18 protein-coding genes and 1 pseudogene are annotated in these 22,679 nt (G+C 31.0%); 6 read left to right on the top strand and 13 right to left on the bottom strand.

Features of this window, described 5'->3' with window-relative positions; translation table 11 throughout:
• Positions 1-5: 5 nt before the first annotated feature.
• Together BN2665_RS23700 and BN2665_RS23695 are read right to left on the bottom strand one after the other, a co-directional pair.
• Positions 6-2,477: an ABC transporter permease gene (locus BN2665_RS23700; RefSeq protein ID WP_055669559.1), complete on the bottom strand. Its 2,472-nt coding sequence runs from the start codon at positions 2,475-2,477 to the stop codon at positions 6-8.
• The gene (locus BN2665_RS23695) at positions 2,471-3,175 is read right to left on the bottom strand and encodes an ABC transporter ATP-binding protein (protein WP_055669558.1); all 705 of its coding nucleotides are present in this window, start codon (positions 3,173-3,175) and stop codon (positions 2,471-2,473) included. Before BN2665_RS23695 ends, BN2665_RS23700 begins: the two co-directional genes overlap by 7 nt.
• Before the next feature lie 254 nt (positions 3,176-3,429).
• Between BN2665_RS23695 and yedE the strand changes: the two genes are divergently transcribed.
• From yedE to BN2665_RS23680, 3 genes are read left to right on the top strand one after another with little or no spacing between them, the layout of a single operon-like run.
• Positions 3,430-4,107, top strand: coding sequence for a YedE family putative selenium transporter (gene yedE / locus BN2665_RS23690; protein WP_341452744.1), 678 nt, complete (start codon positions 3,430-3,432; stop codon positions 4,105-4,107).
• On the top strand, positions 4,094-4,300 hold the full coding sequence (locus tag BN2665_RS23685; RefSeq protein ID WP_055669557.1) for a sulfurtransferase TusA family protein: 207 nt from the start codon (positions 4,094-4,096) through the stop codon (positions 4,298-4,300). The genes yedE and BN2665_RS23685 overlap by 14 nt, the downstream gene beginning before the upstream one ends.
• 2 nt (positions 4,301-4,302) lie before the next feature.
• Complete coding sequence (locus BN2665_RS23680) at positions 4,303-4,536, top strand: putative Se/S carrier protein (RefSeq protein ID WP_055669556.1); 234 nt, start codon at positions 4,303-4,305, stop codon at positions 4,534-4,536.
• 53 nt (positions 4,537-4,589) lie between these two features.
• Here BN2665_RS23680 and BN2665_RS23675 read toward each other — a convergent pair whose 3' ends face one another.
• Positions 4,590-6,305, bottom strand: a complete 1,716-nt coding sequence (locus BN2665_RS23675; protein ID WP_055669555.1) for a methyl-accepting chemotaxis protein — start codon at positions 6,303-6,305, stop codon at positions 4,590-4,592.
• A gap of 263 nt (positions 6,306-6,568) precedes the next feature.
• On the opposite strand from BN2665_RS23675, the gene hutG reads away from it, so the two are divergent.
• Entirely contained in the window at positions 6,569-7,573 is a 1,005-nt protein-coding gene (hutG, locus tag BN2665_RS23670) for a formimidoylglutamase (protein ID WP_055669554.1), read from the top strand.
• Between the two features lie 174 nt (positions 7,574-7,747).
• On the opposite strand, the gene BN2665_RS23665 is transcribed toward hutG, so the two are convergent.
• A complete protein-coding gene (locus tag BN2665_RS23665) occupies positions 7,748-8,662 on the bottom strand; it encodes a RelA/SpoT domain-containing protein (protein ID WP_055669553.1) in 915 nt (304 codons plus the stop codon).
• Between the two features lie 156 nt (positions 8,663-8,818).
• Here BN2665_RS23665 and BN2665_RS23660 point away from each other — a divergent pair, with 156 nt between their 5' ends.
• Both BN2665_RS23660 and BN2665_RS23655 read left to right on the top strand, forming a co-directional pair.
• Positions 8,819-9,070, top strand: a complete 252-nt coding sequence (locus BN2665_RS23660) for a hypothetical protein (RefSeq protein WP_055669552.1) — start codon at positions 8,819-8,821, stop codon at positions 9,068-9,070.
• 139 nt (positions 9,071-9,209) lie between these two features.
• Positions 9,210-9,683, top strand: a complete 474-nt coding sequence (locus BN2665_RS23655) for a sterol desaturase family protein (RefSeq protein ID WP_055669551.1) — start codon at positions 9,210-9,212, stop codon at positions 9,681-9,683.
• Positions 9,684-9,719: 36 nt separating this feature from the next.
• On the opposite strand, the pseudogene BN2665_RS26770 reads toward BN2665_RS23655, so the two are convergent.
• The 9 genes and pseudogenes from BN2665_RS26770 to BN2665_RS23610 form a co-directional block, all read right to left on the bottom strand.
• Positions 9,720-11,166 (bottom strand): annotated as a pseudogene (locus BN2665_RS26770) (IS1182 family transposase).
• A gap of 167 nt (positions 11,167-11,333) precedes the next feature.
• A complete protein-coding gene (locus BN2665_RS23645) occupies positions 11,334-12,566 on the bottom strand; it encodes an NAD(P)-dependent malic enzyme (protein WP_055669550.1) in 1,233 nt (410 codons plus the stop codon).
• A gap of 21 nt (positions 12,567-12,587) precedes the next feature.
• Entirely contained in the window at positions 12,588-14,021 is a 1,434-nt protein-coding gene (locus tag BN2665_RS23640; protein WP_055669549.1) for an aspartate ammonia-lyase, read from the bottom strand.
• Positions 14,022-14,374: 353 nt separating this feature from the next.
• On the bottom strand, positions 14,375-16,648 hold the full coding sequence (locus BN2665_RS23635; RefSeq protein ID WP_055669548.1) for an MATE family efflux transporter: 2,274 nt from the start codon (positions 16,646-16,648) through the stop codon (positions 14,375-14,377).
• Positions 16,649-16,667: 19 nt separating this feature from the next.
• Positions 16,668-17,414 carry a DUF2334 domain-containing protein gene (locus tag BN2665_RS23630; protein ID WP_055669547.1) on the bottom strand — a complete coding sequence of 249 codons (747 nt, stop codon included), beginning with the start codon at positions 17,412-17,414 and terminating at the stop codon, positions 16,668-16,670.
• Between the two features lie 2 nt (positions 17,415-17,416).
• A complete protein-coding gene (locus tag BN2665_RS23625) occupies positions 17,417-18,757 on the bottom strand; it encodes an O-antigen ligase family protein (RefSeq protein ID WP_055669546.1) in 1,341 nt (446 codons plus the stop codon).
• A 47-nt stretch (positions 18,758-18,804) separates the two neighbouring features.
• Complete coding sequence (locus tag BN2665_RS23620; RefSeq protein WP_055669545.1) at positions 18,805-19,557, bottom strand: DUF2334 domain-containing protein; 753 nt, start codon at positions 19,555-19,557, stop codon at positions 18,805-18,807.
• Between the two features lie 38 nt (positions 19,558-19,595).
• Positions 19,596-21,485 carry an asparagine synthase (glutamine-hydrolyzing) gene (gene asnB, locus BN2665_RS23615; RefSeq protein WP_055669544.1) on the bottom strand — a complete coding sequence of 630 codons (1,890 nt, stop codon included), beginning with the start codon at positions 21,483-21,485 and terminating at the stop codon, positions 19,596-19,598.
• 6 nt (positions 21,486-21,491) lie between these two features.
• On the bottom strand, positions 21,492-22,679 hold the full coding sequence (locus BN2665_RS23610) for a glycosyltransferase (RefSeq protein ID WP_055669543.1): 1,188 nt from the start codon (positions 22,677-22,679) through the stop codon (positions 21,492-21,494).

The raw sequence follows: 22,679 nt of genomic DNA, 5'->3' as shown, positions 1-22,679 counted from the left end.
CTGTTCTATTCAGCACTTTTTAGTGATTCTATCATATCGATCTTCTTTAATCTTCTATACATCACCAAATTCACTAAGCCTGAGAATACTAAAGTAAGCAGAGCTGAGTACATGTAGCTCATCATATTGATTTTACGTACAAACATAACCATATCAATCTCCGCTGTAACAATTACATACCTATGGATAACAATACCCAAAATTAGCCCAAATAGGGCTCCTATAATGGATAAGATAACATTTTCTCTATAGACATATTGAGCTACCTCGCCATCGTAAAAGCCTAGCACCTTTATGGTAGCTAATTCTCTTATTCTTTCATTAATATTAATATTAGTAAGATTATACATTACCACAAAAGCAAGGGCTGCAGCTGAAATTATCATTACCCCTACTGCTGAATCTATATTATCTAGATTCTTTTTAAAATCACTACTGATATGAGTGGTAAAGTTTACTGAATTTATTCTTTCATCCTTCATAAGAGATTTTGATAGACTATTTTCCGTTTCATCACTGGTATCTTTAATTATACCTGTAAACTGGTTGTATTTTATAGCTTCATCAAATAACTCTTTGTAGTAAGCCTTTGACATGTATACATAATGGGCAATATATTGTTCAGCTATAGCATCTATCTTAGCATCTACAGTTTTATCTCCTAGGGTTACCTTTATGTTATCACCCTTTTTTGCGTTTAATAGCTTCGATAGTTTTTCAGTTATAACTACACCATTATCAGATAAGATAATAGCCTCTTTGTCGTCTCTTAATTTTATAAAGTCTTTAAATAATTCTTTATCTTGAGGCACCATAATATATGCATCTACATCATTCTTCTTACTATTTTCTTTATCAGTTTTTATTCTTTGCTCAAAAGCCATCAATGATTTTTGTACCTCATCATGGTCATTTAATTTGTCCACAAATTCTTTTACCACTTCTTCATCAAGGAATAGATTTAAATACCCTCTCATATTGTAAGCATAAATATCACCAAATTGCTTTTCTGTTATCTGCACAATAGAATTTTTAAGCCCAAAGCCAGTGAGCAATAATGCTGTGCATCCAGCTATTCCAATTATACTCATGAAAAATCTTTTTTTATACCTTAAAAGATTTCTAGCGGTTACCTTGCTAGTGAAGGACATTCTATTCCAAATAAATTTTATTCTTTCAATAAAAATTCTCTTCCCTGCTTTGGGAGCCTTGGGTCGCATCAATGTAGCAGGTACAGCTATCAACTCTTTTGCGCAGGCAAGGATTGCTGCTAGTGTAGTACATAGAACTGCCACAAGAGTAGCAATGATTGCTAGCTCTTTATTAAAGGGAGTATCAAGAGCAGGCACATCATACATTATCTTGTAAGCAGTGAATATAACCGTAGGAAAGAGCCTAAATCCTATCAATAGCCCTGCAATGCTCCCTAAAATACTTGCAGTAAAAGAATATAAAAAGTATTGGAGTATTATATAGCGTTTTCCGTAGCCCAAAGCCTTAAGGGTTCCTATTTCTGTCCTATGCTCCTCTACCATTCTCGTCATGGTAGTAAGACATACTAATGTGGCTACAAGGAAAAATATAATCGGAAACGCTTGACCTATAGCAGCAATTCTATCTGCATCATCACCAAAGCCACTAAAACCTATATTAGCATCTCTCCCAAACACATACCAACCTGTAGAAGTTCTTTCTTTTCCAAGATCCTCTATACGGTCTTTAACAGGTTCTACTATTTTATCATAGTCTTTAAGAAAACTATTTTTTTCTTTGGCTCCCTCTACCATTATGGATAATTCACTAAATACCTTAGGCGCTGTCACATTTGGTGGTAAAGGAATCTTAGGAATAGACAAGTCATAAGCAGCTTCTTCTCCTATCTGAAAGAAAGCCTGAGTTTCTCCATTGCCTAAACTGTTATTGCCCCTCTGATAAGAATTAATATACATGGGGCTATTAACCATGCCAGTTATTTTAAACTTTTTAACTCCATTTTGGGTTTTAAGCTCCACATAGTCTCCAATTTTAAGCTTTTCTGCTTTAAGATATTTTTTTTCAGTGACACATTCATCTTCCTTTGTTGGCAGACTTCCTTCTAGTAGTACAGGGCTATTAATAGAAATGTTCTCTTTATTTAAAGCTATGGAATGTACTTTTACTGCTCTCTCACTTTCTCCATTTAAGGCTAAGGCGTCAAATCTATACCCTGGCACTACATTAGAAACTCCCTTAACCTCTTTTACTTTTTCAATATCTTCTTCAGTAAAACCGGTTTTTGACAAAACACTTATGTCCGCTAGGTTATTTTCGTCTAAATATTTATCTGCGGTAATCTGCATATCTGGGCTGGTAGCTCTTACCCCTGCAAAAAAAGCCACTCCTATAGCTATTATGGCAAATATAGAAAGGAATCTAGACTTAGATTTAATTATTTCTCTTATTATATTTTTAGTAAATGCATTTTTCATTGCTACCATTCAATCCTTTCCACAGATATTGGGTTATCGTTAATAGTAATACTATCTACTTTACCATTTTTAACTTTTATAACCTTATTTGCCATTGGTGTAATAGCTGAGTTATGCGTTATAACTATTACTGTCATTCCAAACTCCCTGCAGGTATCTTGGAGAAGCTTTAAAATGGATTTCCCAGTATTATAGTCTAAGGCTCCAGTAGGCTCATCACATAATAATAATTTAGGTTTCTTTGCAAGAGCCCTTGCAATAGAAACTCTTTGCTGCTCACCACCGGATAGCTGAGCTGGAAAATTGTTCATTCTATCTTTTAGTCCAACATTTTCAAGCACCTTTCCAGCATCCAAGGGATCCTTGCATATTTGTGAGGCTAACTCTACATTTTCATAAGCCGTAAGGTTCTGTACTAAATTATAAAATTGAAATACAAATCCTATATCATGTCTTCTATAAGCAGTAAGATCTCTTCCTTTATAATTACTAACTTCTCTTTTATCTACAACTACTTTACCATAGTCTGGTGAATCCATGCCTCCTAATATATTTAACACCGTAGTCTTTCCAGCTCCACTAGGACCTACAATAATTACAAATTCACCTTTGTCAATAGAAAAGGTAACTCCATCTAAAGCTTTTATCTCTACTTCCCCCATTTTATATATTTTTTTTACATCACTGAGTTCTATATAATTTTCCATTTTCAATATCCTCCCAATAATATTTATATATATTTTAAAACTCTTTTTACACCCTCTTATAAGTAGTATTATAATACTATTTATAGGAAATTCAAACAGTTGTTTAAATTTTTTTGTATGCATTCTCACCATATACTTAATTATTGATAATCTCTATAGATAAGAAAATAACTATCGTATATTAAAATTTAACAATTATCCCTAAATTTGATATGATGAAATTAGCTATTTTTTAACAATGCTACCAAATATTTTTGAATAAAGATTTTAACTTAAAGAGAAATTACAAAGTTACTAAATTTGAAGGCTTTATGCTTCCATTGGTAAACATAGCTCTCTTTGCTCTCTTGATAGCAACGCCAGCTTTTATATTCTTTAGTAAAAAAGGCCCAGGTGCCTCCCATGCGCCTATATACATTTCTTTGGCAGCTGGATTAATTGTTGGAGCCTTAGCACAAAGAAGTAGGTTATGCATGGTAGGCGGAATTAGAGACATTATTATGTTTAAAGACAGCTATTTAATTTCTGGATTTATTGCAATTTTTCTTTTTTCCTTAATTGGAAACATAATTATGGGTAAATTTAACCTTAGCTTCGTTAATCAACCTGTAGCTCATAATGATGCTTTGTGGAATTTTCTAGGCATGGCATTAGCTGGATGGGCTTCTACCCTTTTAGGAGGATGCCCTCTTAGGCAATTAATACTCTCTGGGGAAGGAAATATAGATTCTGTTATCACAGTTATAGGCATGATTGTAGGAGCAGCTTTTGTTCATAACTTCGGTTTAGCCTCTAGTGCCAGTGGTCCAACCCCTAATGGTAAAATTGCTGTCATCGTAGGATTTTTAATTGTACTATGCATATCCTATTTTAGTTTAGAAAAGGATGTAAAGCCTTATTTGAAAGGGGATGTAAAGGTTGGTTCAAATTGATGCAAGAGGTATGTCATGTCCACAACCAGTATTAATGGTAAAACAGGCTTTAGAAAGTAATCCTAAGGAAGTTAAAATACTTGTTGATAATAATACTGCTAAAACAAATGTATGTCGATTCTTAAGAAATTCTGGTTATAAAATTAATGTAGAAGAAGCTGAAGATAGCTATATTCTATCAGCAAAAAGATAACTATGGAATATGTAGCAGTTTTCTTTACTCATTCAGGAGCTATTAAATATAATAAATATTTAAGCAGTATGAATATAGAAAATCAGATAACTCCTACTCCAAGAATATTAAGCTCTAATTGCGTCATTGCAATAAGATTTTCTTTTGTAGGGAATATAGATCCTATGATTAACGAAGATATTGAAAAGATTTTTAGAGTTGAAGATAATAGTTATATTTTAGAGTACGAAGAATAATATAAAAGACTGTTCATATAAAAATTTTCATTATGAACAGTCCTTTCATTTTATTATACTTTAAACTTTTGAACTAGTGTGCTCAATCTTTCAGCAATTTGTGCCTGATTTTGTGCAGTATTCGCTACCTGCTGCATTGCTTGTGAAGTTTCATTCATGCTATTCATTATTTCAGATGAATTTACTGCTGTAGTTTGTGCAGAAGCAGCAATATTTTGAACTACCTTTGACACTTCATCTATGGTAGCGCTTATCTCTTGAGACATAGAAGCGATATCTTCAGACATGCTACTTACAAAAATAGCGTCCTTCTCATAACTATCACCCGTTTCCACAAGAAGGTCATAGTCAGCTTTAACTCGCTTATCAACAAACTCTAGTATCTCTTGAGAATTAGTAGATATGTTATTAAAGGCTTGTTGAACTTTTTCCGTAACCATTTGAATATTTTTTACATTATCAGCCGATTGCTCTGCTAGCTTTCTTATCTCCTCTGCCACCACCGCAAAACCTCTTCCTTGCTCTCCAGCTCTAGCCGCTTCAATAGCTGCGTTTAAAGCTAACAAATTAGTTTGAGCTGCAATTTGGGCAATAGAATCAGCCATTATCTTTATATCTTGTACTACTTTTCCTTCCTCAATAGCTTTTAATATATCTCCTTGCTTACTATCGTATATTTTATTAGCCATATCCTTAGATTGAAAGCCTTTGTCTCTTATTTTCTCTGCTCTATTTTTGATTTCTAATGACTCACCACTGCCATCTGTGGCCCTTTGAGATAACTCGTTCACTCCAGCATTTATCTCTTCTACAGAGGCTGAAATCTCTTCAGTGGTAGCACTGGCTTCTTGAGTATCTCTTACAATATCATTAGTAAAACTGTTCACATTTTCAACTTTAGCTGTAATTTCTTCCACAGTGGCAGAAAGTTCCTCACTAGAAGCAGACACCTCTTCAGCTTGTCCCATTATCTCTTTTATAAGTGCCTTCATATTCTCTTTTGCTTTATTTAAAGCTGATGCTAATTGGCCTAATTCATCTTTGGAATTAAGATCTATTTCCTTAGTCAAATCACCTTCACCTATAGCCTCTGCAAAGATTAATCCCTTCTTTATTGAAGCACTCATGTATTTTGAAATAATATAACTCAATATTAGCGACACTGCTATACTAAATGCAATGCTGCTATACATAAATTTATTGAAATCCTTATTCATTTTATTATTATAACCATTAGCATTATCTGCCATTACTTCATTCATTTTTATAAGTTTCTCAAGAGAAGTAAATAATTCTTGTCTTGACTTTTCTACATCAATCCAAGTTTTATCTGCTTCATCATAATTATTGCTCTTTAAAAACTCAATTAGCTTTTCCCTAATATTTCTATATTCTGCAACATTCTTTTGAAAAACTTGCCACTCTTTTCTCTCTTCATCACTAGCTAAAAGACTTTGATAGCTATCTAAAATATTTGTATTTTCTTTCTTAAGTGTATCTATGTCATCTAATAATTTCTGCTTATCTACTTTATCCTTTGGCATAAAGGTTAATCCTTGCAGATTCATGCCAATATTTAATAAATTCTTTTGAATTTTATACAGATGCTCTATACTATTAAGATTGCTTGAATAGAGCTGCTCTGCATTGTGATTAATTTTGTATGTACTGTAAACACCTAATCCCCCTACAATAGATGTAACTACAAGCATCACTGCAAAAGCTAAAAAAAGTTTTGTCCTAATTTTAAGGTTTCTAAAAAAATTCATTTTGCCCCCTCCTAAGTCTTATATGTTTATTCTTTAGTTAAATGATTACAATATAAATTATATCTCCTTTTAATTATATACTCAAATTATTTTCATCAAAATTCATCAAAAAAACTAGAATTTCTTTATTTCTCAAGTATTGATTATCAAGAATATTGAAATAGTTTAAAATTACAAATATATTGCACCTATTCCTTGATAAATATCTACAATAAATCTATAATATTAGAGTATTATAATTATTCAAAAGTGGGGTTTATGAAATGTTTGAAAAAAATTACACACCTGGAGATAAAACAAATTGGCAAGGAAGAATTGATAGTGAAAGTAACTTTGATGCCTTTAGATGGCATCAATGGGTCAACCACTTAGACCTAAGAGAAGATAATTTGTCCTATAATGGTAAATTGGCTTTTGCTTTTATAGGCTTTTGTTGTGATGAGGGTGTTAGACGTAACAAAGGCAGGATAGGTGCTGCTCAAGGTCCTGATAGTATAAGAAAAGAGTTAGCAAACTTACCTTGCAGTTTCTCAAATGAAGTTAAACTCTTTGATGCAGGAAATATATACTGTAAAAATATCTCTTTAGAAGAAAGCCAAGCCTTATTATCAGAAGCTGTGGATAAGCTTCTAAGCCTTAATCTTTTTCCTATAGTTTTAGGTGGAGGACATGAAGTTGCTTTTGGCCATTATAATGGCATATTAACTCATTTAACTAAAAATACTTCTAACCCTAATATAGGTATAATAAATTTTGATGCTCATTTTGATCTTAGACCTTACCCTGAAGGTGGCAGCTCCGGTACAATGTTTAGGCAAATTGCAGATATATGCAGAGATGAGAACTTGAAATACTCCTATTTTTGTATAGGAATTCAAAAGCATAGTAACACCATAGAGCTATTTAAAACTGCTGATAGTCTTGGGGCTAAATACATATTGGCAAAAGATATAATACATAGTGACAATTGGACCATGTTAGAAAAATTAGATGATTTTATAAAGCATCAAGACCATATCTACATAACTATTTGCTCCGATGTATTTTCTACAGCTTTTGCTCCTGGAGTCAGTGCCACACAACCTTTAGGTCTAGATCCAGAGAAAGTACTAATATTTCTTAAATACATATTAAAGTCAAATAAAGTAATTAGCTTTGATATTGCTGAAGTTTCACCAAGGTTTGATTTGGATAATACTACTTCTGATTTAGCTTCTGTATTAATTTTTTCAGTGATTACTACCTTATCTAAAATTCATAATCTATAGGAGGATGTGAAAAACATAGGTGCTCTTTTTCGCAGGCCGCTCGTGGGGTTCCAGGCGCGGTGTAGCGAAACCTATAGAGTACCCTTTTTCACAGCCTCCTATAATACAAATCCTCCAAAACAATTCTGATGTTTTGGAGGATTTTAAATTAGAGAGTCTTAATATGATGAATCGTTATTTTATTGGGGATGTCTTATATAAATCCTCTGTCAGGTTTTCTAAATCTGCTTTAAGCACTATATTGTCTAGGCCTGATAATATTTCCTTTTTGTCCTTTTCCTCTATGGTAGTTTTATCACTAATCCTATGTCTCAACTCTTCTATCTGCTTATCTTTAAATTCTATTATCTTTTCATATTTTTGCTCCATCTCAGTCCAATTTCTATTTAGTAAATTTATTAAAGAGGCCATTTCATCTGAGGACCCTGCTATACGATTAAATAGTAATAAATTTAGAGCTAGCACCTCTGGTATCTTTTTATGGGAATACCTAAGCTGGTGATCTATTTCACCGTATCCTTCTTCAAATATAGTTCTTACCTGAATTTCTGCTATAACCTTTTGGCTAGTAGGAAAGAATTCAATTAGATAATGTACAGAGCGATAGCCAGATTTTCTAGACTGAATTTGTATATCTAATTCTTCAAATCTCCTCGTATCATCGCCGTCTCTTACATTCGCAGTTATTTCATTTACTTTCCAAGTGCTCAAAATAAAATTATGTATATCCTCCCAATCCTCTTTAAAAATGTGTATAGCTCTAATACCTATCAAGTCTGTTATTTCTTCTTTATAATTCTCTACAGAGAATTGGAAATCTTGCCCGTGCTTTTCTTTTCTATTTTGGGTTTTTCGGATAATTTTTTCTATTAAACGGTCTGCGTCTTTTACCCTTGACTTTACAGAATGAATCTTTTTATGATTTCTAAGTGTACTTGCTATGAATTCTGCTTGAGTTTCATAAGTATCCTTATAACTTATAAAATCATCATAAATATCCTCCATAATACTCCAATCTATTTTGTTGCATGAAATTTCTTCCTCTATAATGCGATATTTATTTAAAAAATCTTCTTTTTTAAAGCTCATAATACTGACTACAAGAAAAATTTTCTTGTAATGCTCTTCACCATCCTTTACAATTTAAACCTCTACCCTTGTTTATATAATTTCAATTCAGTTATAATTTTATCATAAATATTACATGATTATTAGTCATAAAAAAATGCAAAGGAGAAATATTACATGAAAGCTAAGATAGGACAGATAATAACCTTTAAAGCAGATTATAAAATAAGTCTAAAAAATGGTGGTAATGCTTTAGTTAAAAAAGGAGATAAGGCTCAGGTACTAAAAAAAATCGATGAAACTACTGGTGAAATTTTATATCTTACGGGAGCTGCTTCAGGTAAAAGTCAGTACATTCGTTTAGAAGTGGATGAAAATATTGACCTGGATGATATTACAAAAAAACTAATAGAGGAGTTAAAAAAATAAGCACCTTTAAAAAATTAGTTCGCAATAATATAAATTTTAGGTTATAATAGTGTATGTGATAATTATTATTATTTGAATTTAATTCTCACAATTTATTTCTTATATAAAATAACACTATTATAAAAGGAGCTATTATATTATGCTAACAATGTTAATATTATTATCAGCTTTATTATATTCTTCTTTAATTGAGTACTGTCTCCACAGATTCGCTCTTCATCATTCGGCTAAGCAAAGACATATAAAGAATCATCATAAAATATTTCATGGAATTAAATCCTATGAGCTTAATGAAGCCCATGCTGAAGATATTATCTCTAGTAAAAAGTATATTTTAAGCAATATTTTACCTGCTTTGCCCATAGCCTTAATAATATTCTTTCAAGACAAGTTCCTAGGGGTTTTATTCATATTGACTAGTATTATTTATACTTTATGGGTAGAATACGTACATCTTTATTTTCATAGAAAAACTAATAATTTTTTAGAAAGATTTAAATTTTTTCAAAGGCTAAAGGAACACCATAGAGTGCATCACTATATTTATGATTCTAACTATGGAATAGCTTGCACCTTTTGGGATATAGTATTTAGAACTAAAAGATATAAGTAAAACAGAAGTTGAAAAATCAACTTCTGTTCAGGTTGCTTACAAACCCCAGCTTATTTTTAATAGACTGGGGTTTGTAGCGTAAATTATATATATTAAGCTAGCAATTAAGTTATACATATGGAAACTAATACTCAATTTAGTTAGGGCTAACGCCCTAGCTATCTTTTTCATATTCTGAACAGCAGCTGTTAATAAACACTGCTCTAGAACTTTACGTAGACCGCGAAAACGAGCGTAGCGTAGTCCATGGATATTTTTTGAATCCGCAAAACTACGCTCAATGGTCTCTTTTCTTCTCTTGTAAATTTGTTTTCCTTGATTTGTTCTCATAAACTCAACAGTTATATCTTTAGCTTCCTCCCAAACATGCCTTCTAATAACTCTTATTTGAGATTTAGGAGACAAGCATTTTTCACTTAAAGAACAGTAGCTACAGTTCCTAGCGTTGGATATATATTCTCTGTATCCCTGTCGAGTAGTGGTTTTATATTTTAAACACATATTGTTAGGGCAATAATATATATCTTCATCTTTATCATAGCGAAAGAAGGTTTTAGTATATATCCCTTTTGTATGTGGTCCTAATCTATATGCTACTGCTGGCTTAATATTTCTAGCTATTAGTTTCTTTAAAACTAAATTGGTAAAGTACCCTGCATCTAACCCAATAAAGTTTATATCAAAGCCAAACTTTTTCTTCTGAACATCTACGCGAGAAATTATAGGCTCTACATCATTAACATTTCCAGGAGTTACATGTACATCTGTAATTATATTTTATCTGCTATCAAAAGATCTATGGTCAGGATAGACACACCCTGTTGGAGTATTATCTTTGACCATATACCCACGTTCAGGATCTGTGATGCTGATTTCTATTGATTAATTTTCTGGTATTTGGTCTTTTTTTTAGCGGAGTTTTACCATGAGCCTCTCTATCTTCATTTATATCTTTATCTAATTCCTCTAGGTATTCTTTTGGTTCTACTGTAACTTGCACTAATTCAAATTTGTTCTTATTGGCGTTAGCTTTTATATGGGTAGAGTCAGCATAAAGTATTTTTCCACTTACTAATCCATATTTTATAGCTTGGCGCACAATTTCATCAAATATTTGCTGATCTATATCGCTATCGCGAAAACGCCTTCTACGATTTTGACTAATAGTTGAAGCATTTGGTATAGGTTCAGTTAAAGAATAACCTAAGAACCATCTATAAGCTACATTAACTTCTATTTCTCTTACAAGCTGGCGCTCTGAGCGAATTCCATATAAGTATCCAATGAATAGCATTTTAAATAAAACTACTGGATCGATTGCTGGTCTTCCGTTATCTAAGCAATAAAGCTTATTTGCAATATTTCTTATGAACGAAAAGTCTATATATTTATCTATTTGTCTCAAAAGATGATCTTTAGGAACTAAGTTTTCTAGTATAACTACTTCAATTTCACTTTGCGAATTATTTCTTTCATTTATCATTGTATCTACCCCTACTATTATTTATTACTATAAATATAATTCGCTGTGAATATTAAAAATCCTTTTTGCTCAAAGAAAAAACTGCTGACAAAATATGTTTGTCAGCAGTCTGAACAGAAGTTGAAAAATCAACTTCTGTTTATTTATATCTCTTTAACTTTTACCTCTTAAAGGTTCAATAATTTCTTTGTGTGCTCCTCTACCATTTCAGGAGTAACGTCTTTTCTTCTTGCAACTCCTGTGTCTATAGCTGCTTTTGCTACTCCAGCTGCTACCTTTGGAGCTATTCTTAAATCAAAAGCGTCTGGAATAACATATTCTGGATTTAATTTCTTTTCATCTACTAACTCTGCTATGGCATAAGCTGCTGCAATCTTCATTTCATCATTTATATCGCTAGCGCGTACATCAAGAGCTCCTCTAAATATACCTGGGAAAGCAAGCACATTATTTACCTGATTTGGGAAATCAGATCTTCCAGTACATACTACTTTAGCTCCTGCCGCTAAAGCTTCTGAAGGTAATATTTCAGGATTTGGATTAGCCATAGCCATGATTATAGCATCTCTATTCATGGATTTAATCATATCTTTAGTTACGCAATTAGCTACAGATACTCCTAAGAATACATCAGCACCTTTTAAAGCTTCTGCTAAATCTCCTTTAACTAAGCTTTTATTAGTTATCTCTGCTATTTCATTTTTATACTTATTCATTCCTTCAGTTCTGCCTCTATATATGGTGCCTTTGGTGTCACATAAAATTACGTCTTTAGCGCCCATTTTCATTATTAGCTTAGTAATAGCTATACCCGCTGCTCCTGCTCCGTTTACTACTACAGTTATATCTTCAAATTTCTTATCCACAAGCTTTAAAGCATTTACAAGGCAAGCTGCTGAAACTACAGCAGTACCATGTTGATCATCATGGAATATAGGTATATTCGTAATTTCTTTAAGCTTTGCTTCTATTTCAAAACATTCTGGTGCTTTAATATCTTCTAAGTTTACTCCTCCAAAACCAGGCTCCATAAGCTTTACTGTTTCTATAATCTTATTAATATCCTTTGTATCTAAACATATTGGGAAAGCATCTACTCCAGCAAAAGCTTTAAATAGAACTGCTTTACCTTCCATAACAGGAAGACCTGCTCCTGCTCCTATATCGCCAAGCCCTAATACTGCAGTACCATTAGTTACAACAGCCACTAAATTTCCCTTAGAGGTGTAATCATAAATGCTTTCAGGGTTTTTCTCAATTTCTAAACAAGGCTCTGCTACTCCTGGAGTATAGGCCATAGTTAAATCTTCTTTGTTTCTAACAGGCACCTTGCACTTTAATTCTATTTTGCCTTGGTAGTCCTTATGAAATTTTAATGCTCTTTCTTTTAAGTTACTCATTTCAAATCCTCCCACAAATTATTATATAATAAGCTGTTTAGCACTTATTCCTGGCTCTGTCATAGCTTTAGTATCAAGTACCTCATTTAGCTGTTCTTCATCTAGTATTCCCAGCTTTAAGATTATTTCTCTTACTGGTTCTCCAGTTTTCATAGCAATCTTTGCAATTCTTGCTGATTCTTTATATCCTACGTAAGGACAAAGTGCTGTAACAATACCTACACTATTTTCTACTAAATCCTTACATCTATTTTTATTGGCTGTTATTCCTAGAATACAGTTATTAATAAAAGTATCTACTCCATTTGTCAAGGTTTCTATGGATTCGAATAATTTGTAAAATATAACTGGCTCAAAAGCATTTAATTCTAATTGTCCAGCCTCTGCTGCCATAGTTATGGTCATATCGTTACCTATTATATTAAAAGCAACCTGATTTACAACTTCCGGTATAACTGGATTAACCTTTCCTGGCATTATAGAAGAGCCATTTTGTTTTGGAGGAAGATTTATCTCTCCAAAGCCTGTTTTAGGTCCTGAGGACATAAGCCTTAAATCATTTGCTATTTTTGATAGGCTAACAGCGCAGGTTTTAATTGCTGAAGACACTTCAACAAATCCATCTACATTTTGCGTTCCATCTACTAAATTTTCTGATTGCTTCAGATTAAGACCTGTGACAGTATTTAAATTTGGAACTATTTTTTCTTCATACTGCTTATCTGCATTTATACCTGTACCTATGGCTGTGGCTCCCATATTTACAACTTTTAATACTTCCATAGATTTTTCAATTCTCTTAATATCTCTATTTACCACAGCGCTGTAAGCACCGAACTCTTGTCCTAATCTTATAGGCACTGCATCTTGCATTTGGGTTCTTCCCATTTTTATAACGTCATCAAACTCCTCTGATTTAGCTTTTAGAGCTTCATAAAGCTCCTTAAGCTTGTTTAAAGCTTTAGGAAGAAGTCTTAAAGCAGTAATCTTGCCTGCAGTGGGAATAACATCATTAGTAGATTGTCCCATATTTACATGATCATTTGGGTGAACAATACTATAATCCCCCTTTTCTCCTCCTAAAATTTCTATGGCCCTATTGGCAATTACTTCATTAGCATTCATATTCATTGAGGTTCCTGCTCCTCCCTGAATAGGATCTGTTATGTATTCTTCATGTAATGCTCCTGAAACTATTTCGTCACATGCTCTTACTATAGCTTTTTCAATATTTTTAGATAAAAGCCCAACTTCTCCATTGGTAATAGCTGAAGCCATCTTTATTTCTGCAAGGCTATTTATAAATTCTTTATGAATCTTTAAACCAGTAATTTTAAAGTTTTCCACTGCCCTAAGGGTTTGTACCCCATAATATGCATCCTTAGGTACCTCTCTTGTACCTATTGAGTCGCTCTCTATTCTGAAATCCTTTTCTTTGATTGAATACTGTTCCATAGATTACCCCTCCAAATGAAGTTACTTGTTGGAAAAATTTTATAATTTTGTTTTTAATGAATTATTTCTTTCATTTTCTTCATTATAGTACTTTCATTTGGTAAAATCAAGACATTTGCATGAATAATTTCACTTCATAGTATAGATTATTATTTTTTGCAAGATATAAGTTAATTTTAATTCAATTTTATCTACATGTTTTATGTCTTACTTACTGATTATATTAAATATCAAAAAAATAACTAGTCAAATGTACCATTAACTAGTTATTTTTATGATTCCTTATAAGTTAACAAATAAAATTTCTTCTCTATAACCTATCTTTAATCCTTAAACTTTTCTTACATTATATTTTACTTCTTAAATACTTTAATATTTATATAAAGATATAATAGTATCAGCTTTCCTATTATACCTCTTGAACAGTAGGTATGGTATTCTATAACAGGCTTCCCTCCAAATCCTAGTTTAAACCTATTTATATTTTTATTACCCTCAATACTTTCATCTATAAAAAGCCCGCCAAAATCATATATCATATATCCACTATTCTTAAAATACTTTATATCTAACCAATGTAGTAACCTATTGGCCCTCCCAATTAAAGAACTTTTGTTATTATCCTCACTGATTCTAAAATGAGATGCTGAATAAAGCAATCTTCCTCTAATTTTATCAGTAATATATACATGATAACACAGTATCTGATTATTCTTGTCCCTTATAAACGATATAGCCAATGCATTATTGTTATTTAAAGTTATTAATTTGCTTTTATTACAAGGAGTTATACCTTTATCCTTTGCAAAAATATCATAGAAATTGTTAAATTCATCTATTAATTTTGGGTCTGGATTAGCACACATTTCGTATGTTAAGTTATCGCTTTTTATAGCTCTATTAATTTTGTATTTTGTGTTTTTATCCACTTCATTGAATATTTCTTCCTCATTAAGTTTCAAATCAATATGCAAGGTTTTAAATTGTTTTGATAAACTTTTAGGGGTGGCGCATTGAAATCCATAGGCAAAACTTCCCACAATATCCTTAGGGCTAATATCGTCACAAAAGTATTTTTCTTCATATCTTAAGAAACCTTTTCTGCGAACTATAGACAGCATAGCATCCTCCAAAATATTTTTTAAATCCTTAAATTGCTCTATGTTTCTAAAAATCAATAAAAACATAGCATTGGGTATAATACAACATAATAGAATTTTCCCAATAAAACTCCAAAGTCCTGTTGCTAAGAATAAAGAGTTACACAAATAATTGGTTATTATTAAAGATAACAAAATAACACCTAAGAACTTAAAATAATCTAAATAATATTTAATTAATCTTTCTTTAAAAAGATATTTATAAGAAAAGTAAGGAACGGTAAAAAACTGAACAGAAATAGCACTAATGGTTGTTCCTAATAGCACCCCTGCAACTCCTATCCTTTTAACTAAGAAGATTGAAAAAAACAGATTAATTGTAGCTTCAATCAATGATGCAAAGCTATCCTTTGTAAATAATCCTGCAGTATTTCTTGGAATATTTATAGATGTTCTTGCACTTAAAATAAAGAAATTAAGTACTAATAATAAAACTATTTTATGATCTAGAATATAATTCTCTCCAAGCCATAGTAAAATAAAAGGATTAATTAAAACATAGAGACATATCATACAAAATCCGCTTATCCAAAAATTTAAAAACATTATTTTTTTAAAAACGCTATATTTCTTATGATCCGTTTCAGTAGCTACAACATTACCAAAGCTAGCGGTCATACCATTAAAGAACTGAACAATCAAACCATTTATAGCATTTATAAGTAATGCATAGTTAGATAAAAGACCCACGTAATAAACTCCTAAGTAATAGGATATTATTAAGTTATCTGTAGATAAGACGCAGTAATCTCCTACTTTTCCAACAATGACTTTTCTTAAATTCATGAATAACTTTTTTCTATCTTCTTTTTTTAATTTAAATTCACTATTAAGGAATTTTATATATGGGTATCGTTTATTTACAATACCCATGATAACTATATTTTGTACTACATGTATTGCTACTCTGCTAATTAAAAATAGAATGTAATTTCTTGTGATTATTAAGATTATAATCATAACTACATTAGAAACTATTTGTTGCATTATGGTAACGGTAGATAAGATATAGTTCTTTTGATCTGCCTCCAAAATTGCACTTTTGTATCCTAAAAAGTAAGTGCTGCAGGTATCTAATAGGAACAATATATATATATTTTTCAAATTTGGTATATTAGGTATCTCTTTTACAAATACATGTAGAAATGGAGTAAGACATATACCTACTGCAAATATTAGTATTCCTATGAAATTATAAGATAACCTATAAAATCTAATTAAAGAGATTATTTTTCCTTTGTCCTTCGTTGCTAATGGCTTGTATAGACTATAAATTATTACTGAACCTATCCCTAATTCTGCAAGATTCAGCATGGATAATATATTGCTAAATAGTCCATTTACACCCAAGTACTCTATATTTAAATATCTTACAAATATAGCTCTAGATAAAAAGTTTAACAGCATTACAAAAATTTGCATTGTTATGCCTGCAATTATATTTTTAATAGAATTTACGCTTCTCATATAACTAATTTTTCCTTAATTAATTACTAAGCCTTGCAATTATATTTTTTAAAACCCTTTTTATTTTTCTTTTAAAGATATATAGCTTCTGGTAAAATAAGCCATACACATTTTTATCTTGTATATTTAAAGCATCTTTAAAATCAATTATATTTTGAGGATATTTTATTATATATTCCTCAATGCTGCTTAAAACCTCTTCTTCTATATTATTTAAATGGATGCATACAGTTATAACCCCTCTGGTTTTTATAGGAATTACATGCATACAGGGTATGAATTTTAAATCCCTATAGGAAAATGGATACTTAGAATATCCATCGGTTATATATCTAAATCCATTACTCTTCAATGCCTTTAATGTGTTTTTATCGAAGGTGTGGCCTGGCGCCATAAAAATATCACTAAAAATTCCCTGCTCTTCCAAAAGCTCTTTGCCCTTTTTAATTTTTAAGTATTGTTCATCAAGGGAAAGCCCTGCGAATTCACTGAATTTATTAGCTTTAAGCATACCGGACTCTTTTGTTGAGTAGCAGTGAGTATAACCATGCTGCGCTACTATCCATCCACTATTATATAAGTCTCTTATTAATTTCCAAAATTTTTCATTTCTAGGACATACCTTTAAAGTTTCGTCCTGATTATCAGGTACAACTCCTATAAGTGGCTTTATGTTGTTTTCGTCAAAAATTTTTCTTATCCTTTGGAAATTTACCATATTCATTTCTGGAGTTATATCATCTAGTCTAAAGGCACATAAATACATATTCAGCTAATACCTTTCTTTTTAATTTCTATATTTTCCTGAGAATTTAATGCAATAGAACAATACGCAATGACTATTACCATAGCAAAGGATGTTACAGAAAATAACTGATTAAACTGGACATAAAATAGGTATACTAGAGCTGGTATTAAATAAATTAAACTTTTCTTTCCCTTTGGGATATTCATCACTGCTCTTTTGTATAGTGAGATAAAAAAACCTACTATACATATTAATCCAAAGATTCCCCAAGCTATGAGAATTTCTTGAATAGCATTGTGAATTGATGCATCTGTAGCACATTTTATCTGATAATCTTGTATTCCAACCCCTATTAAAAATATTTTTATATCGCTAAATAAAATTTTGTTATAGTATTCAAATATAGCATACCTGCCATTAGAAAAATCCTCCATGGTCATTTTAGCTATAAAGGTATCGTAAAAATTGCTTAAAACCGAATTTATAAGCAAAAAAGCTATACTCAACAGGAACAATGTGATAAGAAAGGTTCGTAAGAAAGATTTTATGTTTTTTATTGAAAAAACACCAAATAGAATAAAGCATAGCATTGTAGAGAAAATAAAGCCCCTAGATGTGGAAATAAAGCCCATAATAAAGCCTAAACATATCATAAATATCAGTATATATTTATTTGCTGCTTTAGCATAAAATAATAGCATTGAAACTGAAATGCTTATTACAGCATATAGCCCCATGGAATTATTTCCTGCAAAAACTTTATTGCCTTCAATGCTGTTGACTATATCCTCTCCTAAGGTAATACCTGATTTAAAAAACTCGCTAATAGATGTAGATTTACTTATAAAAAATAAAGTAAAAATCGATAAAATAAAAAAACCAAATAGATACAGTTTCAATATATTTTTATAATTATAGCTTTTATGATTATCAAGAAACATTAATGTAAACAGTATAAATATATTTATTATTCTAAAATAGTCTGCCATACTTGAATTAGGATAAAACATGTTTAAAAGCTCTATATATGCAATGCCTACAGGAAATAGTACACTTAGACTAAATCTAAACTTACCTTTTCTTTTAAATATTAAAAAGAATGCTGCAATAAAAGATATAAAGGAATAGGAAATACCTAAGCTTAAAGGGATAATAAAAGCAATAAATTCAACTATTCCATTTTCATCACAAAATATAAATAATAATGTAGCAATACCTATAAACACAAATTTATTTAATGGTACTCCTATTATATCTCTTAACGTAAGGAAAAATATAAATATAGTTATAAATAAATAAACTTTATTTTTAATAATGTTTGTTTTAATAAAATCATAAATCTTTTTTGTAAAAGCTATCATTTTCCCTCCTTCTCATTAACATATATAACTTTCAAATTATAATATCCTTATCTAAATCTTAATTTATTATATATAGAATAAGCTGTTTTAAATATGATTAATTTGCTTATATTAAATAATTGTTCTATTTTCCATAAGCTATGGCTTTTATTAATGTTTAGTAAAACTGAGTAATCCACAATATGGTCTTTATGCTTAATTATGAACTCTTTAATTTCCTTTATTGTCTTTTCATTTATGCTATTGGTATGCAAGCATATGGTGGCAACGCCACTAAAAAATATTGGAGGTTTTGAATGCATACATGGAATAAACTTTATTCCATTAAACTCATAGATTCTACTGGTATAGCCGTCAGTAATATATTTAAATCCACTGATTTTTAGGGCCTCTATCGTATTTTTATCAAAGGAATGAGCTGGAGCCATAAATATTTCTGTGTATATATCATTTTTTTCTAATTCTTTTTTTCCTAAAATAATTTTTCTATGCTGCTCCTCAAAAGATAAACCTGCAAATTCGCTTCTTTTATTAACTTTTAAAATTCCAGATTCTTTTGTTTTGTATAAATGCTCATATCCATGTTGAGCAATAACCCATCCCTGACTTTGAAGTTCACGCATAATATTCCAAAAATCCTCTTTTGGAGCTTGTATATTGAGTTTTTTATCTAAGCAATTAGGAACAATGCCTATGAGTGGTTTTATATTATTTTCATCTAGTATTTCTTTAATTATAATAAACTTTTCCCAATTCATTTCAGGTGTTATATCGTCCAAACGAAAACTTATAAGCTTCATTGTATCCTACTCTTTCTAAAATATATTTTAAATTGGACTTATTCCCATAGATTTTCTATATAGGTGCTATACCATGCTTGAAAAACATAATAATGCCAAAGAATTTTTGAGTAAGCTAAAATTGACTTATTATTGCTATTACTTACTCCAATGCTTTTAATTATTTCTTGTAAAGCGTCATGATTGAATATGCCCTGTGTCTCAATTTTTTTCTTTTCAGAAAACTGTAGTAACTTTTTAAAAAGTACAGTTCCAATCCATTTGTTAATAGGCACTGAAAATCCTTTTTTAGGTCTATTTAATAATTCGAAGGGAATAAGATCATATAATATATCTTTTAAAATATACTTTTTTTCTCCATTACTATATTTAAATTTATGTGGCAAAGAGAATGAATATTCAATAATTTTATAATCTAATATAGGACAGCGGCTTTCTAAGGAATATTTCATAGAAGCCCTATCAACTTTAGCTAGTATATCCCCTGGCAAATAAGTTAATAAATCTATAAGCATTAACCTCTGTTGCCAATTGCTTATGGAGAGATTTTCCTCAATATTATATAGTACTTCATTACTATCACCTTTAATTAAACTATATATTTGATTTATGAATTTATCATAGCCAAGTTGAGTCTTCCTGCCTTCATTGCGATTTGTTATTGCCATCTGCACCCCTACTGATAAATTTGATAAAATATCTATATTCCTCACTATAGGGAAACTCATTAACTTATTTACTAAACCTGCTAGCTTATCAATCTTTTGAAATTTAAGCACAGTATCATATCTATCGTACCCACAAAATAGTTCATCTCCCCCATCTCCAGAGAGGGTTACAGTAACTTTCTCTCTAGCAAGTTTAGATACAAGCATTGTAGGTATTTGTGATGAATCTGCCATGGGCTCATCGAAGTATATAGGGATGCTTTCCACTAGTTCCAGCATTTCACTTTCACCAATGTATAATTCAGTATGCTCCGTACCTATATAGTTAGCTATTTCTTTAGAATAAACAGCTTCATCATAGTGCTTTTCCTTAAAACCTATGGAAAAAGTTTTTATTGCTTTTGATGAATTTCTTTGAGCTATGGCCGTTACTAAGCTGGAGTCTATGCCACCGCTCAAAAAGGTTCCTAAGGGCACATCTGCAATCATACGCTGATCAACAGATTCAAACAAAAGCTTAGATAATCCATTTTTTGCTTCTCCATAGTCCTTGATGAGTTCTTTAGATAATAGAAAATATCTTTCAGTAAGATCCCAGTATATATCCTTTTTTACATGTCCATTTTTATATATAAGAACCATTCCTGGTTCTAATTTGTGTGTGTTTTCAAATATGGTGTCAGGAGCATTTATATAGCCCTGATACATATATCTTGCGATGATATCCCTCTTTATATTTTTCTCAAATTCAGGGTGCAGCATTATAGGCTTTAACTCTGAGCCAAAAATAAATACATTATCTCTGTTATAATAGTAAAGAGGCTTCTTGCCAATTCTATCTCTTGCAAGAATCAGCTCTTCACTGCGAAAATCATATAAGGCTATAGCAAACATCCCATTTAAGTGTTTTAAAAAATCTTTACCATAAATGAGGTATGATGCAATAATAACCTCAGTATCACATTCAGAGATAAAATTATATTTATCTCTTAGGCTGTGTTTGATCTCTCTATAATTATATATCTCACCATTAAATACTATGGCTACACTATTATCTGCTGAAAACATAGGTTGATGGCCAGCCTGAGATAAATCAATTATAGAAAGCCTTCTTTGAGCAAGTCCCAGATGACCATTTTCTCGCTCTGTTACATATATACCCTCATCATCTGGTCCTCTATGAACCATGGAATCATTCATTTTTTGAAGAATGTTATTATCTATATATTTCTTTGATACATATCCACATATCCCACACATTTTAAGCTACTCACTTTCAATGATTCTTATTATTTCCTCTCTGCATCTATCATAAGAAAATTCCTTTGCACGAACCTTTGCTTTCTCACCATACTCCTCAGCTAGATCTCTGCTAATTAAAAATAATTCTATAGCCTCTGCCAATTTCTTTTCACATTCTTCTATAATATGCTCATTATAATTTTCTTTAGCATTCATTGATGGTACAAGAATTCCATAATCAGCCCTCATTAAATTTAATAGATTATTATTATAATCATCTTTAGATAATATTTCTCTAGGTCCAGTTTTGCAGTCCGCTGCTATAACTGGAACCCCACAGGCCATAGCTTCAACCAAGGCATTAGGAAAACCCTCCGATATGGAAGATAATACATATACCTTAGAATTTCTTATATATTTATAGGGATTTCTGTTAAAGCCCATCAAAGTTACACTATCCTCTAGGCGGAGCTTTTTGACTAGTTCTAAAGTTTTCTCAAAATAATTACTAACCTTAGGACCTACTATTATAAGCTTTGCATCCTCTATATTATTTCTCACTTGCGCAAAAGCTTTTAATAAGTGCCAATACCCTTTTTCATATCTATAAGTTCCTACACTGACAACTGTATTAGGAGAAAACATAGCCTTCTCCTTTTCAATTAAAGCCTCCTGTGAATTATTTTCTATTTCATTAACATCATAAGCATTATATAATATAGATATTTTGCTTTTGCTTCCAAGTATCTTTTCTACTTCCATGGCTATATTCTTGCTAACACAAATTATATTATTAGCTTTCTTATATAATTTAGAAAAGATAAATCCTTTTTTACTTTTCATTTCAGCTACTGTGCCATAGCCTCTTATGGATAATATATTTTTGCACCCTTTAACCTTAGATAAAACATTATATAAATTTACACTCATACCAAAGCTAATGCATGCATATGGACTATATTCCTTCTTGCATCGCCTTAGCTTAATAATCTTTTTGATTATCCAATAAATTCTACTAAATATATTTTTATTTTTTGAATGGCAATTTAAATTAATCATCTCGCAATTATAGGGATATCCTATGATTCTATTATCATAGACCAATAATTTGATATCATAGTCTTTTTCTAATATATAGGTTAACCTAGAAATAAATCTTTCCTGCCCTCCGCAGTCAAAATGTGAAACAAGTAAAAAGATAATTTTTTTCAT

Source organism: Desnuesiella massiliensis (assembly GCF_001403615.1).
Classification (GTDB): domain Bacteria; phylum Bacillota; class Clostridia; order Clostridiales; family Clostridiaceae; genus Desnuesiella; species Desnuesiella massiliensis.
This window is presented reverse-complemented; position numbering and strand designations above follow the sequence as displayed.

Coding starts and splice junctions, on each gene's coding strand:
- BN2665_RS23700 (WP_055669559.1), bottom strand. CDS start 2,477: ATGGTAGCAATGAAAAATGCATTTACTAAAAATATAATAAGAGAAATA.
- BN2665_RS23695 (WP_055669558.1), bottom strand. CDS start 3,175: ATGGAAAATTATATAGAACTCAGTGATGTAAAAAAAATATATAAAATG.
- BN2665_RS23680 (WP_055669556.1), top strand. CDS start 4,303: ATGGAATATGTAGCAGTTTTCTTTACTCATTCAGGAGCTATTAAATAT.
- BN2665_RS23675 (WP_055669555.1), bottom strand. CDS start 6,305: ATGAATTTTTTTAGAAACCTTAAAATTAGGACAAAACTTTTTTTAGCT.
- hutG (WP_055669554.1), top strand. CDS start 6,569: ATGTTTGAAAAAAATTACACACCTGGAGATAAAACAAATTGGCAAGGA.
- BN2665_RS23665 (WP_055669553.1), bottom strand. CDS start 8,662: ATGAGCTTTAAAAAAGAAGATTTTTTAAATAAATATCGCATTATAGAG.
- BN2665_RS23660 (WP_055669552.1), top strand. CDS start 8,819: ATGAAAGCTAAGATAGGACAGATAATAACCTTTAAAGCAGATTATAAA.
- BN2665_RS23655 (WP_055669551.1), top strand. CDS start 9,210: ATGCTAACAATGTTAATATTATTATCAGCTTTATTATATTCTTCTTTA.
- BN2665_RS23645 (WP_055669550.1), bottom strand. CDS start 12,566: ATGAGTAACTTAAAAGAAAGAGCATTAAAATTTCATAAGGACTACCAA.
- BN2665_RS23640 (WP_055669549.1), bottom strand. CDS start 14,021: ATGGAACAGTATTCAATCAAAGAAAAGGATTTCAGAATAGAGAGCGAC.
- BN2665_RS23635 (WP_055669548.1), bottom strand. CDS start 16,648: ATGAGAAGCGTAAATTCTATTAAAAATATAATTGCAGGCATAACAATG.
- BN2665_RS23630 (WP_055669547.1), bottom strand. CDS start 17,414: ATGTATTTATGTGCCTTTAGACTAGATGATATAACTCCAGAAATGAAT.
- BN2665_RS23625 (WP_055669546.1), bottom strand. CDS start 18,757: ATGATAGCTTTTACAAAAAAGATTTATGATTTTATTAAAACAAACATT.
- BN2665_RS23620 (WP_055669545.1), bottom strand. CDS start 19,557: ATGAAGCTTATAAGTTTTCGTTTGGACGATATAACACCTGAAATGAAT.
- asnB (WP_055669544.1), bottom strand. CDS start 21,485: ATGTGTGGGATATGTGGATATGTATCAAAGAAATATATAGATAATAAC.
- BN2665_RS23610 (WP_055669543.1), bottom strand. CDS start 22,679: ATGAAAAAAATTATCTTTTTACTTGTTTCACATTTTGACTGCGGAGGG.